This is a genomic window from Sulfitobacter sp. S190, assembly GCF_025141935.1.
In the GTDB taxonomy this organism is placed as follows: Bacteria; Pseudomonadota; Alphaproteobacteria; order Rhodobacterales; family Rhodobacteraceae; genus Sulfitobacter.
Genome location: NZ_CP081120.1, coordinates 682,814 through 696,185, shown reverse-complemented (window position 1 = coordinate 696,185; position 13,372 = coordinate 682,814). Strand labels below are relative to the sequence as shown.

14 protein-coding genes are annotated in these 13,372 nt (G+C 61.1%); 4 read left to right on the top strand and 10 right to left on the bottom strand.

The annotated features are described in order from the left end of the window. Window positions 1-4: 4 nt before the first annotated feature. The gene (locus K3756_RS03655; RefSeq protein WP_259991008.1) at window positions 5-1,003 is read left to right on the top strand and encodes a polyprenyl synthetase family protein; all 999 of its coding nucleotides are present in this window, start codon (window positions 5-7) and stop codon (window positions 1,001-1,003) included. Window positions 1,004-1,006: 3 nt separating this feature from the next. Here K3756_RS03655 and K3756_RS03650 read toward each other — a convergent pair whose 3' ends face one another. From K3756_RS03650 to soxR, 5 genes are all read right to left on the bottom strand, one after another. Next, a complete protein-coding gene (locus K3756_RS03650; protein ID WP_259991007.1) occupies window positions 1,007-1,807 on the bottom strand; it encodes a 4-(cytidine 5'-diphospho)-2-C-methyl-D-erythritol kinase in 801 nt (266 codons plus the stop codon). Further along, window positions 1,797-3,521, bottom strand: a complete 1,725-nt coding sequence (locus K3756_RS03645; RefSeq protein ID WP_259991005.1) for a tetratricopeptide repeat protein — start codon at window positions 3,519-3,521, stop codon at window positions 1,797-1,799. The genes K3756_RS03650 and K3756_RS03645 overlap by 11 nt, the downstream gene beginning before the upstream one ends. A 99-nt stretch (window positions 3,522-3,620) precedes the next feature. Beyond that, window positions 3,621-5,273: an electron transfer flavoprotein-ubiquinone oxidoreductase gene (locus K3756_RS03640; RefSeq protein ID WP_259991003.1), complete on the bottom strand. Its 1,653-nt coding sequence runs from the start codon at window positions 5,271-5,273 to the stop codon at window positions 3,621-3,623. A 153-nt stretch (window positions 5,274-5,426) separates the two neighbouring features. Next, window positions 5,427-6,059, bottom strand: coding sequence for a DUF998 domain-containing protein (locus K3756_RS03635; protein ID WP_259991001.1), 633 nt, complete (start codon window positions 6,057-6,059; stop codon window positions 5,427-5,429). 35 nt (window positions 6,060-6,094) lie between these two features. After that, window positions 6,095-6,562 (bottom strand): redox-sensitive transcriptional activator SoxR, encoded by a 468-nt coding sequence (gene soxR / locus K3756_RS03630; protein ID WP_259990999.1) that lies wholly within the window; start codon window positions 6,560-6,562, stop codon window positions 6,095-6,097. Window positions 6,563-6,654: 92 nt separating this feature from the next. Between soxR and K3756_RS03625 the strand changes: the two genes are divergently transcribed. The 3 genes from K3756_RS03625 (at window position 6,655) to K3756_RS03615 (ending at window position 8,746) form a co-directional block, all read left to right on the top strand. Further along, a complete protein-coding gene (locus tag K3756_RS03625; protein ID WP_259993474.1) occupies window positions 6,655-7,035 on the top strand; it encodes a VOC family protein in 381 nt (126 codons plus the stop codon). A 152-nt stretch (window positions 7,036-7,187) separates the two neighbouring features. Then, on the top strand, window positions 7,188-7,658 hold the full coding sequence (gene greA, locus K3756_RS03620) for a transcription elongation factor GreA (protein ID WP_259990997.1): 471 nt from the start codon (window positions 7,188-7,190) through the stop codon (window positions 7,656-7,658). Window positions 7,659-7,672: 14 nt separating this feature from the next. Further along, window positions 7,673-8,746, top strand: coding sequence for a hypothetical protein (locus K3756_RS03615; RefSeq protein WP_259990995.1), 1,074 nt, complete (start codon window positions 7,673-7,675; stop codon window positions 8,744-8,746). 3 nt (window positions 8,747-8,749) lie between these two features. On the opposite strand, the gene K3756_RS03610 is transcribed toward K3756_RS03615, so the two are convergent. The 5 genes from K3756_RS03610 to K3756_RS03590 are packed head-to-tail and all read right to left on the bottom strand — an operon-like array spanning window position 8,750 to window position 13,328. Next, window positions 8,750-9,229, bottom strand: a complete 480-nt coding sequence (locus K3756_RS03610; RefSeq protein WP_259990993.1) for a hypothetical protein — start codon at window positions 9,227-9,229, stop codon at window positions 8,750-8,752. A 16-nt stretch (window positions 9,230-9,245) separates the two neighbouring features. Further along, entirely contained in the window at window positions 9,246-11,363 is a 2,118-nt protein-coding gene (glp, locus tag K3756_RS03605) for a gephyrin-like molybdotransferase Glp (protein ID WP_259990992.1), read from the bottom strand. Then, window positions 11,360-11,851 carry a molybdopterin-guanine dinucleotide biosynthesis protein B gene (gene mobB, locus K3756_RS03600; RefSeq protein WP_259990991.1) on the bottom strand — a complete coding sequence of 164 codons (492 nt, stop codon included), beginning with the start codon at window positions 11,849-11,851 and terminating at the stop codon, window positions 11,360-11,362. The genes glp and mobB overlap by 4 nt, the downstream gene beginning before the upstream one ends. After that, window positions 11,848-12,450: a molybdenum cofactor guanylyltransferase MobA gene (mobA, locus tag K3756_RS03595; protein WP_259990990.1), complete on the bottom strand. Its 603-nt coding sequence runs from the start codon at window positions 12,448-12,450 to the stop codon at window positions 11,848-11,850. Before mobA ends, mobB begins: the two co-directional genes overlap by 4 nt. Next, on the bottom strand, window positions 12,447-13,328 hold the full coding sequence (locus K3756_RS03590; RefSeq protein WP_259990988.1) for a formate dehydrogenase accessory sulfurtransferase FdhD: 882 nt from the start codon (window positions 13,326-13,328) through the stop codon (window positions 12,447-12,449). The genes mobA and K3756_RS03590 overlap by 4 nt, the downstream gene beginning before the upstream one ends. Between the last annotated feature and the right edge of the window lie 44 nt (window positions 13,329-13,372).

The following is a 13,372-nucleotide window of genomic DNA, read 5'->3' as shown; positions in this document are numbered from 1 at the left end:
GACAATGCGCCAGGACACACGCCAAAAACCTCATGATCGGCTGGCCGAGGCCCTTCACGATGACCTGCAGGCGGTGAATGCGCTGATCCGCGAGCGCATGGCGTCGGAGCATGCCCCACGTATCCCGGAAGTGACAGCGCATCTGGTTGACGCGGGCGGCAAGCGTCTGCGCCCCATGCTGACACTCGCCGCGGCACGTTTGTCGGGCTACACCGGCCCCTATCACGTCCATCTGGCCGCCACGGTCGAATTCATCCATACGGCGACCTTGCTGCACGACGATGTGGTCGACGAAAGCCAACAGCGGCGTGGCAGGCCTACTGCAAATCTTTTGTGGGATAATCAGTCATCCGTTCTGGTGGGCGACTATCTCTTTGCACGCAGCTTCCAGTTGATGACCGAACCGGGGTCCATGCGGGTGATGCGGATCCTGTCGAACGCTGCCGCGACAATTGCGGAGGGCGAGGTTCTGCAGCTGACTGCGGCACAAAATCTGGCCACGACAGAGGCGGTTTATCTGCAGGTGGTGCGGGGCAAGACGGCGGCGCTTTTTTCTGCCGCGACCGAAGTGGGCGGTGTCATTGCCGATGCACCCGAAGATCACGTGCGCGCCCTTTTCGACTACGGGGATGCGTTGGGTATCTCCTTCCAGATCGTTGACGATTTGCTGGATTACCGCGGGCAGACCAACGCGACCGGCAAGAACATCGGAGATGATTTTCGGGAACGCAAGCTGACCCTGCCGGTGATCAAAGCCGTGGCACGCGCCGATGACGAAGAGCGCGCGTTCTGGAAGCGGACGATCGAGCTTGGCAAGCAGGAAGACGGCGATCTCGACCATGCGCTGGCATTGATGCAGCGGCACGATACCCTGAATGCCACCGAAAAAGACGCGCGTGCGTGGGCGGAAACGGCGAAATCGGCTTTGGCGCCTCTCCCGGATCACGAGATCAAGCATATGCTGATCGACATCGCCGACTACGTGGTCAGCCGCATCACCTGAGTATTACCGGAGCATGCGCCCGCGCGCGACCCACCAGTCCGGGTGCATTTTCGCGATACGGTCCTGTGCCGCCTGCGCACCGGCCGCTGTCGCGTAGACACCAAAGCATGTGGCCCCCGAACCCGACATCCTGGGCAGCAAGGCGTCGTTCAACGTATCCAGCACATCCGAAATGGCAGGTACAAATGTGGCCGCAGCCGCCTGCATATCGTTGCGCTGATCTGCCAACCAGTCGACAAACGACAAGGCGTCGGCAAACGACGGGATGGTGTCAGGCATAGGGGCGTTGTCCTTCCGCGGCAGCGCCCTGAACACCGCTGGCGTCGGGACATGCGCGCCCGGATTGACCAGCAGAAGCCACACATCCGGCAGGCCTTCGATCGGCGTCAGAACTTCCCCGATGCCTTGCATGCGCTGCGGCCCGTTCGATAGGCACACCGGCACATCGGCGCCCAGCTCAAGCGCCCGCGCACCGCGGTCGAGGCTGCGCAGGACGGCGGCCGCATCGGACGATCCGCCACCGATCCCCGCGCCGTGCGGCAGATTTTTGGTCAGTTTTATTTGGCCCGTCCATCCGGCCTGCACAGCCGCCTGCCAGACCAGATTACGCGCATCGCAAGGTACGCCCTTCGCGAACGGACCATCAACGGTCAGAGACATCCGCTCCGCGGGGGTGAGGGTCAACGTGTCGCCGATATCTGCAAACACAACGAGGCTGTCAAGAAGATGATAGCCATCTGCCCGTTGGCCTTTGACATGCAGTGTCAGATTGATCTTGGCAGGCGCGAAAGCCTCAATCGTCATTGGCGACCTTCAAGGGTTCTGCGCCTTCTTCGGCCAGAACGGCATCCAGCCCGACTTCGAGCTTGCGCCTGATGCGATCGGGATCCGCTTCGGTGTCTGTGCCGTTGAACTCGAGGAATGACAGAGCCCGTTTCCACTGGAATTCGGCCTCGCGGTAGCGGCCAACGGCCCAATACACATCGCCCAGATGATCGTTGACGACCGGGTCAACCGCCTCCAGTTCCACCGCGCGCTCCATCTGGTCGACCGCTTCTTCGTATCGGCCAAGCCGGTAATAGACCCACCCCAGACTGTCGACGATATAGCCGCTGTCCGGACTTGCAGCGACGGCGCGCTCGATCATTTCCAACGCTTCGTCAAGTTTGCGCTGCTGTTCGACCAGTGAATACCCAAGATAATTGAGGACCTGCGGTTGATTGGGATTGATGGCCAGTGCCGCGCGGAAGTCCGTTTCTGCCGCGTCGCTGTCGCCACTGCGCTCGAACGAAATGCCGCGCACATAGTGCAGGAACCAGCGCGAATTGACATCCGGTGCAGTCAGATCAAGCGAAATGTCATATGCCTCGATCGCCTCGGCGTAACGCTCTTCGGCACGCAGCACATCGCCAAGCGTGGAATGGACAATCGCCAGATCGCCGTGGCTGCGCGTCAACTGCTCGAGCACCTCGATGGCCTGTTCGGGTTTTTCCATCCGGCGCAAAGCTGCGGCGCGCCCCAGTTCGGCAGCGTGATAAGCGGGATGATCCGCGGCGACCGCGCGGTATTCGGCGATCGCGAGTTTGTACTGACCCAGATTTTCGAGCAGATCGGCCGTAAGAAGCAGGGCATCCATGTGAGATGGGCGCAAATAGCGGGCGACCCGCGTGTACAGCAGCGTGTAGTAGTCACCCGCCTGTTCCGCCTGCAGCACCGCGCCGAAGGTGAAAAACACTTCGGCCATGCCCGCGCGGGCGTTGGGCACATGCGTGAATTCGAGCGTCTCACCGGCCTCGAGTGCAGCGATCATGATATCGAGCTCGGGGTCGGTCGAATTGCCGAAATTGGCGCGTATTTCGCGCAGTGCGTCTTCGTTGCGGCCCAGTTGCGACAGGATTTCGGCGTGCGCCATGATCCCGCGCCGGGTCCGCGCCGCAGCACCGGGTGCGTCGGCCTCAAAGAGCGCCTCGGCACCGGCAAAATCGCCCACGCTCGCCAGCGCCAACGCTTTGTGGTAGCTGACAAATCCGTTCATGCCCGGCTGCTGTGCCAAAGTGTCGAAATGGGCCACGGCCGCGGGGACATCGTCCATCCCGATATAGGCCCATCCCTTGATCAAACCGTCGACCCACGGGCCAATACCGTCATCTTCGACTTCGCGGCCGGCGAGCGTTTCGAAATCCTGTTCGTCAACAAGTCCGGCGGTGATGACCATCCGCGCCGCCTGACTGCGCACCCCGGTTTCTGTAATCGCCTTGGCCAGCGGGATCGCCTGCCTGATGTTGCCCAATGCAAGATAGGCCAGAACGGCGCTCTCCATCAGGTCGGCATTGCCCGGGTCGCGCGCCATCGCCTGCCCGTAATAGTCGGACGCGGCCTGAAAATCGCTTTGGACCGACGCGTGCCGCCCCGCCAGATACGATCCGGCCAACGAACTGGCATCTGCCGTGCCGGGGGTCATCCAGACACTGGTCGCGCACAATACGATCGCGAATACGGTAGACAGGACATGACGCATGAAAATAGCCTCTCGTTTCTTGAACAAGAGGCTATCATTTTCACACCAGCGCGCAATGGCATCCCCCCGCCGATATCGGCGAAGGACTGCTACAATTGATCACATGTTCGGGTAGTTCGGACCGTCACCGCCCTGGGGCGTTGTCCAGACGATGTTCTGGCTGGGGTCTTTGATGTCGCATGTCTTGCAGTGCACGCAGTTCTGGAAGTTGATGACAAAGCGCGGATCCTTGCCGTCTTCGGTCACAAATTCATAGACACCCGCAGGACAATAGCGCGCCGACGGACCTGCGTATTTCTCGAGATTGACCTGAACCGGCACATCGGGGTCTTTCAGATGCAGGTGCGCAGGCTGGCTTTCTTCGTGATTGGTGAAGCTGAAGGCCACATTGGTCAAGCGGTCGAAGGAAAGCTTTCCGTCGGGTTTGGGATAATCGATCACCTTGTGCTTGGCCGCGGGTTCGGTGACTTCGGCGTCGGATTTGCCGTGGTGCATGGTGCCCAGCAGCGAGAAATTGAAAAGCTCGTTGCACCACATGTCGAAACCACCGATCGCCAGCGACGCCGACAAGCCCCACTTGGACCACAGCGGCTTTACATTGCGCACCTTCCACAGGTCCTTGCCGATTGCGCCTTCGCGTACGTCACTCTCGTAATCCGGCAACTCGTCGCCAGAGCGGCCTTCCTGCATCGCGGCATAGGCGGCTTCGGCCGCAGCTTTGCCAGACAGCATCGCGTTGTGGTTGCCCTTGATCCGCGGCACGTTGACCATACCCGCCGAGCATCCCAACAGCGCGACACCGGGTGCCACCAGTTTGGGCATCGACTGATAGCCGCCTTCGGTGATTGCCCGCGCGCCGTATGCCACGCGTTTACCGCCCTCGAGCAGTTCTGCCACCATCGGGTGATGCTTGAACTGCTGGAATTCCATGTAGGGGAACACGTGCGGGTTCTTGTAGCCCAGGTGCACGACAAAGCCGACGTAGACCTGATTGTTCTCGAGATGATAGATAAAGGAGCCACCACCGGCCTTCTTTTCGAGCGGCCAGCCCATTGTGTGGGTAACCGAACCTTCGCGGTGCTTCTCCGGGTCGATCTCCCAGATTTCTTTCATCCCGATGCCGTATTTCTGCGGCTCCTTGCCCTTGTCGAGCTCGTATTTCGCGATCACCTCTTTCGAAAGGCTGCCGCGAACACCTTCGGACAGGAACACGTATTTGCCGTGCAGTTCCATGCCGGGTTCGGTGTTGGGACCATAGCTGCCGTCCTGTTCCAGACCGAACACACCAGCAACCACGCCTTTGACTTCGCCATTGTCGCCATAGACCAGCTCGGAGCAGGCCATGCCGGGGAAGATTTCGACCCCCATTCCCTCGGCCTGTTCGGCCATCCAGCGGCACACATTGCCCATCGAGACGATGTAATTGCCGTGGTTGTTCATCAGCTTCGGCATCGGCCAGTTCGGGATACGGACCTCGCCCGCCTCGCCCAGCGCATAAAAGTTGTCTTCGACCACCGGTACGTTCAGCGGCGCGCCTTTTTCTTTCCAGTCGGGGATCAGCGCATCGAGGCCGCAGGGATCAAGCACGGCACCCGAAAGGATATGCGCGCCCACTTCGGAGCCTTTTTCCAGAACGACCACGTTGCAATCGGGATCAAGCTGTTTCAACCGGATGGCGGCTGACAGACCAGCGGGCCCGGCGCCCACGATCACAACGTCGTATTCCATCGCTTCGCGTTCAATCTCGGCCATAACAGGCGCTCCCTTCGCGTGTTGTTCTGGTTTCAACTGAGGTAGCGAAGCCCGCAGCCCATTGCAATCACGACGGGGCGTTAAAATCGTCGCAGCCTGCCTGAATCTGCAGCCAAGCCGCGCTCATGTCTGTTTATCGGTCAGTTGAGCCGGTTATCCCTCCGCCTGCACCTGCGCACTGCGCCACAGCGCCCGCGCAAACAACACGGTCCAGACCGCACAGATCACGCCCAACCCGCGCTCCCATGCACCGTCGTACCCGGTGGGCATCACAAAGAAGATGGGCGCGCCACAGACCCACAACAGACCGCAGATCAACGAGGCTTTGCCCATGCCATGGCCGATCTTGTCCCCTTCGACCCACGCCAGTGCAAAGGCCGCGGTGTAGAGCGCGCCCATCGCGTAAACCACGTAGATATGGATCACGATTCCTTCGCTGTCCCCGTCACCGTATTCGTTGCGCGCGCCGATGATGACAATGCACAGAGCAATCAGGATAAGAAGAACGGAAAGCACGCTCCACTGCCAGCCGCCCGGATGCAGATGGGCAACCGCAAGCGCCAGCGCGACCATGCTGCCCCCGAACCCGTAAAGCGCGACATCCTGAATGATTTCGTAGCGTCCCGCCGCCAGATCGCTCACCGTATCGGCAACCCAATCGTGATTGGGCACCGCGATGGACCCCCACACATTCCCCACCAACAGCGCCACGGTACCGAGCACCGATAGAATGGCCATAAGTCGCAGAAACGACGGAACGATGCGGGGCGGAATCTGGTGTGACATGGGCTATCCTTGGCTGGGCGCACAGGCCCAACCATTCAACCGTCCGAGTGTTCCGACGTTGGCGGCATGTCGCCCATCAAATACCTCGGCCCCTGCCCTTTCTGGCCCGCGATGTCGCGCGCATTGTACAAGGCGCAGGCCTCAAGGCTCAGACATCCACACCCGATGCAGCCATCCAGATTGTCGCGCAGACGTGTCAGTGTGTCGATGCGCGCGTTCAGCTCCGCACGGAAGGTAACACTGATCGCGGCCCAATCCGCCTTCGTCGGGGTGCGCCCCCCCGGCAGCATATCCAGCTGCGCCCTGATCTGCGGCAGGGTAAACCCGAACTGCTGGGCAATCATGACAAAGCTCAGGCGGCGCAGGTCCGATCGCTCGAAGCGCCGCTGCCCGCCCGGGTTGCGCCACGGGCGGATCAGCCCCTGCGCCTCGTAGTACCGGATCGCCGAGACAGCGAGACCCGTGCGGCGCGCCAGAGCGCCAATGCTCAATCCCTCGTTCACTGTCTTCTGCCTTGTTCAGAAATATCTTGACCTAAAGTTAGGTTTAGGAATTACGAAGGATGGGGTCAATGATCAAGAAAGAGGAACGCGTTATGACGGCACGACTGGAACATGCAAATATCACCGTATCTGACCCGCAGGCGACCGCCGGCTGGATGAAGCAGATATTCGGCTGGGACGTCCGGTGGCAAGGGGACGCCATGATGGGCGGCCATACCATCCACGTCGGCACCGATGCGCAGTACATCGCGCTCTACTCGCCGGGTGACACGGCGAAGCGGGGAACGGCCGATTATTCACAGGTGGCGGCGCTGAACCACCTTGCCGTAGTGGTTGACGATTTGGACGCGACCGAAGAGGCGGTGAAATCGCTCGGCTTCAAGACAGGCAATCACGCGGATTACGAGCCGGGGCGCCGGTTCTACTTCCATGATGCGGACAGGATCGAATTCGAAGTGGTGCAATATGATTGAACGGGCACGGCCCCGGCTCAGGCGAAACATCGCCCGCCACCGCCCCATAAGCCCTTGCATTCCGCGCGGCATTTGGGTCATCGTATGGCTCAACTGAATTTCGCGCGCCCCGGAACCCTTCGGGGCGCGCCTTCTTATTGCCGAGACTTGCCATGGAAAAGATCCCGATGACCCGCGCGGGTTTTGTTGACCTTGAAAAGGAACTCAAGGAGCTCAAGACCATCGAGCGCCCCGCCATCATCAAGGCCATCGCAGAGGCACGCGAACATGGCGATCTGTCGGAAAACGCCGAATATCACTCCGCGAAGGAAAAGCAGTCCTTTATCGAAGGCCGTATCAAGGAACTCGAAGGGGTCATTTCGTTGGCCGATGTGATCGATCCTTCCAAACTGTCTGGCGCGATCAAGTTCGGGGCCAAGGTTACCTTGGTAGATGAAGACACGGATGCCGAAAAAACCTACCAGATCGTGGGTGAGTACGAGGCCAACATCGAAGCCGGACTGCTGAACATCAAATCACCCATTGCGCGTGCCCTGATTGGCAAAGAGGAAGGTGACAGCGTGGACGTGAAGACCCCGGGTGGGTTGAAATCCTACGAGGTTCTCGAGATCGTCTACGCCTGAGCGGAGCGGATCACATGCCCGATGCACCAGCATCCAACCCAACCCCGAGGGCCAAGCGTCCGACGGCGCTGAAATCCAATACCGCGGCTTCCGCGCGACCGACGCCGTTGGGCATCTACGATCGCGCCCGTCCCGATACGATTACCGGCATCGAACTCGTCGCAATCGCCATGTCAGGGGTCTGGTTGCTCGGCACGGCGTTGTTTTTCATTTTTGCGCCACGCGATCCCGCGCCCGAAGGCGAAGGTGCATTGCGATTCCTGATGACAATGCTGGTGGTGTTCCTGCCGGTCGCGATGATCTGGGTCGCGGCGACGGCAGCGCGTGCCAGTCGCGTAATGCGCGAGGAAAGCCAGCGGTTGCAGGCAGCCATCGATGCCATCAGGCAGGCCTATATCGCGCAGGCACAGGGCGGCACACTGGCGTCCGAACCCTCGGTGACCCGCAAACTGGACGAAATCGCCGCGGCAACCCGCAAGACGGAAACCGCGCTTGCCACATTCCAGAGCCGACGTGAAGAGGCACCGCGACCGGCCGCCATCGCGGCCGTCACCGCACCGTCCGCCGAGGACCAGCAAACGCTGGCTTTGGGAACTTCCAGTGCCGACATGCAGCCACCGCTTGCGCACGATGATTTGATCCGCGCGTTGAACTTTCCGGAAACCGCAGAGGACGAACAGGGATTCGCCGCACTGCGCCGTGCGCTCAAGGATCGCGGAGCCGCACAGCTTATCCAGGCCGCGCAGGACGTGCTCACCCTGCTGAGCCAGGACGGCATTTATATGGATGATCTGCGCCCCGACCGTGCCCGCGCAGAAGTCTGGCGCATGTTCGGACAAGGGGCGCGGGGCCGTCCGATCGCCCCACTTGGCGGTATACGGGACAGATCGTCACTTGCGCTGACCGCGGGCCGGATGAAGCAGGACCCGATCTTCCGTGACGCGGCGCACCATTTCTTGCGCCGCTTTGATCAGCTTTTCTCGACCTTCGAAGCCGATGCGAGTGACGAGGAGATTGCCCGATTTTCTGACACCCGCACGGCGCGCGCGTTTATGCTGTTGGGCCGCGTTGCGGGTACTTTCGACTGACGGTCACGACAGACAGGCCGACGCGCGGTTGTTTGCGCCAAAAGTGGCCGTCGCCACGTCCCCATCACGGGTCTCGAAAGTCACGGAGGCCCCCTCTAGTTCACCACCGGTTACTCTGATCTGGCCTAGGTCAGACGCTTCGAGCCGGTCATCCACATCGATCGAAAATGCCGCGCGACCATCTGCCGAGGACCCATCAAGGACAACGCGAATGACCTCTGCTCCATCAAGAACGCTGGAGGCGGTCGTCCCACCCTCGTCCCGCAACGGCTGAAACACCTCGACTCCGGTCCCGCCATCGGCGGTGTCAAAGATCAAACGGCCGGCAGATCCCCGCAGATCGACCGTTACCGCAGCAACCTCCTGTGCGTCGCTCAGCACAAATCGGTCCCGCGGGGCCCCTTCGACAAAGGCAACAGACGTACATGCCTGCGCTATGCCCGCTGAACAAATGATTGCGGCAATCAAAATGGTTGTTTTCATTGCGACTTTTCGCCTTTCACAGGCCAAAGCTGGCATAAGGAATATAGCGGACCAGATCGCCCGGTGCGATTTGCCGCTCCCCCTCACATAGCTCGACAAGACCGTCCGCCCAGCTCAATCCGCTGATCCTGCCGGACCCTTCAGAGGGGAACACCTCGATCCCGTCGGGGCCAAAACGCGCCCGCAAGAACTCGGTCCGTCCCGGTTTCTTGCGTTTGGTGAAGTTGGCAGGGACGTTGAACCCCTGCGGGGTGGTCCACTCAGCACCCGCCAATTGCGCGAGCGCGGGCCGCGCAAAGATCAACGCACAGACCAGCGCGGCAACCGGATTGCCGGGCAAACCGAACACCGGCACACCGTTCCACAGTGCAAGCGCAAGCGGGCGTCCCGGCTTGATCGCGATGCGCCAGGTCGCCATCGCGCCTGCCTCATCAAGCAATGCCGATACGTGATCTTCATCGCCGGCTGACGCACCGCCCGAGGTCAGCAATGCGTCGACCCTGCCGGCGGCATCATCAAACCTGCGGCGCAGCTCCATACGGTCATCCGGTGCGCGACCCAGATCCACGGCGACATGTCCAAGCTGCTTTATCAGCCCCAAAAGCATCGGCCGGTTCGCATCATAGATCTGGCCTGCCGCCGCAGCGGTATCGGGATCGACCAGTTCATCACCGGTTGACAGGACACCGACCCGCAGCCGGTCGCGCACCTCGATCCGGGCCACACCGACCGCCGACAACAATGCGATATCGGCGGGGCCAATCCGGCGCCCCTTCTTGATGACGACATCCCCGGCCTGCACGTCCTCGCCCGCTTTGCGCGTGTTCGCACCGGTTTTGAGAGGGCCGTTAAAAACAATCGCGTCGCCGTCCCGCGCGACATCTTCCTGAAGAATGACAGTGTCCACGCCAGCGGGCAACGCTGCCCCCGTCAAAATGCGAATGGCATGACCGTCCACAACAGTGCCCGGCGCGTCCCCCGCAGCGGCGCGCCCTGCCACAAGCGGCAAACTGTGCGTACCTGCGCCGCGACCACCGGCAAAGCCGTACCCGTCCACCGCGGTGTTGGGCAAAGGCGGATTGGCCCGCGCGGCAACCACATCACCCGCCGCGATACGGCCCAGTGCCGCGTCAACGTCGATTGTCGACGCCCCCGTGAGTGCATGCAACCGTGTCCGAAGCATATCCAGTGCCTCGTCAACGGGGGTCCAGTGAACCCCCTGAGGCAGTGCAAAACAATCGTTGCGCAGCGGCGGTGGCGTGGCCTGACCGGCCAGTTCCGTCAACGTATCAGCGGCCCCCGCGCCCAGTATCCATGCTTCTTCTTTGGCGTGACTGGGCAAATCGTTCATCAGGTGCTCCAGCGTCGCTGCATCAAGACGCGACAGGGCATTTGCCAAAAGTCCCACCTGCACTTCGTCCCGGATCGCATCATCCGGCCCACTCTGAAGGGCCTTTTTGACAGCAGGTTCAATCAAGCCGGGCCAAATTTCGGCCAGAACCACCGGCGCATCTTCGCAAGCCTCGAACGGCCAGACCCGGACACCGGACAATCTGCGCAATCGCGACAATGTCGGCAGGCCCATCAGTATCTGGCTCCCGACCGTGGGTGGAAATGCAAGCTGAAAACAGCTCGATGCTGCCTTAGCAACGAGATCACACTGGCGTTTTTCTGCAACCGTATCGAAACGCACGCCTTCCTTGCGGTACGGAATACCGGGCCAGCGATCACGGTGTGATTTGCCCCAGAATGGTCCGGGCCCGTCGAAAACTGCGTTAATCCGTTCGGCCACGTCGTAGCGGTTGTTCTCTCCCGTTTCCGTGTCTTGGATTTCGCATTCAAACCAATCCCACAGCTCCAGAGGATCATTCGAGCCGGTCACTCTTTGGGCAAAGCCCGCGGGATATCCAAAGGGAAAATCGAACCCCACCAGCAGCCGCCGCCCCGCGCGGCGTTCGGCAGCAATGATTTCGCCGATCCGCGCCTCTGCAAACTGGCGTGACCGACAGTATTCGGGCGGCTGTTGCGCACCGTCGCGGGTGAGCCCGAGCCAGATCGCGTCTGGCTTGGGCCTGACACTGCCACGTTTTCCGGCCGACCAATCGGCAATAAGAACAGTGTCAAATGGCGTCACAAACCGACCTCTGCGAGGATGAAGTCGGCGATGGCGCGCGTGTCATCAAGATCAAAGACCGGGCGGTCGGTGCGCAGCGATGTATCGCTGGCGATGGCCTTGATCGTCGGATCATCCGGAGCAATGAGCGGGTTGCCCGTGACCGCCCGGTGCGCCTCGACCTTGGGATGGGTGTCACGTTTGTAGCCTTCGATCAGAACCAGATCGACAGGTGCGAGTTTTTCGAGCAATTCGGCGAGCGACGGCTCCGGGCGGTCGCGCAATTCGTGCATCAGGGCAAAACGGTTGCCTGACGCCAGAAGCACTTCGCGGGCGCCTGCGTTGCGGTGCCGAAAGCTGTCTTTGCCGGGATGATCGACATCAAAGCTGTGATGCGCGTGCTTGACCGTGGACACGCTGTGCCCGCGCGCGCAGATTTCGGTGACCAATCGCTCCATCAGGCCAGTCTTCCCGGCGTTTTTCCATCCCACGACACCAAAGATATTCATAGCATTGCCTCGGCGTGCGCCAGATCGGCGGGTGTATTTACGTTGAAAAAGGCGCTTTCATCCGCGAACAGCGCTTCGCGTCCGGCGTGCGCGTCTGTCCACTGTACGACCTTGCGCACGCCGTCCTGCAGTGCACGGCGCAGATCATCACGCAATGCCACCGGCCACAGCCCGAACGTCGGATGACGTGCGCGACCCCGCTTTGCGTCCGGCGTGGCGGCCAATACTAGCGGATGCGCCATGCCTTCGGACGCGAGCAACAACTGCGGCACCAGATCGCACGGATAGAAAGGCGTATCGGCTGCCACGGTGACAACGGTATCCACACCTTGGGTTGCGGCCCAGTCCAGCCCGGCGAGCACCCCCGCCAGCGGGCCTGCGAAGCCATCTATGCTGTCTGCTATGACGGGGAGCCGAGTGTCACGGAACCGCGTGGGATCTCCGTTCGCGTTCAGAGCGAGAGCGGCCACCTGCGGATCGATCCGGTCAATCACGCGCGATAACAAGGTCTGGCCTCCCAGCTGCAGCAACCCCTTGTCGCCACCGCCCATGCGCGTGGCGCGCCCACCGGCAAGGATCACACCGACAGGTTGCTTCACGCGGCCCCCTTCCGCCCGGCGCGGCGCGGTTCTTCCGATATCGCGTCGGGGTCGGCATCGCGTGTCAGACGATCTTCACCCGACAGACAGACAAACCGTTTCCCCTTCATCCGGCCGATTAGCGTCAAGCCAAGCTGCTGCGCGATCTCGACGCCCCATGCCGTGAAACCCGACCGCGAAGCCAGCACAGGAATGCCCATCATCGCGGTCTTGATCACCATTTCGGACGTAAGGCGACCGGTTGTATAGAGGATTTTATCGTCCGGTGAGACGTTCTGCGACAGCATCCAACCCGCAATCTTGTCGACCGCGTTGTGACGACCCACATCCTCCATGTACACCAATGGCCTGTCGCGCTGACACAGGATCGTGCCATGGATCGCACCGGCTTCGAGATACAGGCTCGGCGTGCGGTTGATCTTGGAGGACAGCGCATAAAGCCACGACGTGCGCACCTCTGCGGACGGCAGCGTGACACCATCGAGCCCTTCCATCATGTCACCGAACACCGTCCCGACTGCGCAACCACTTGTGCGCGTCTTACGCCGCATCTTGTCCTCGTAATCGGTTTCGCGGGCCGTACGCACCACGACCACTTCGAGATCTTCGTCATAATCGACCGCTGTAATTTCGTCATCGGGTCGCAACATGCCTTGATTGCGCAGGAACCCCAGCGCGAGATAATCGGGATAATCGCCGATGGTCATGGCGGTCACCACTTCCTGGCTGTTGAGATAGATGGTCAGCGGCCGCTCTTCGACCACCCGCATCTCGATGGCCTGACCGGTGTGATCATGTCCTGTCACAGGGCGGGTCAGACGCGCCGCTTCGGGGTCGGGCGCGATCAGATACTCTGACAGGTCAAGTTTTTCGGCCATTTACACCCTCTCATCATCGGCATAACGATCAGCCATAACCTAAG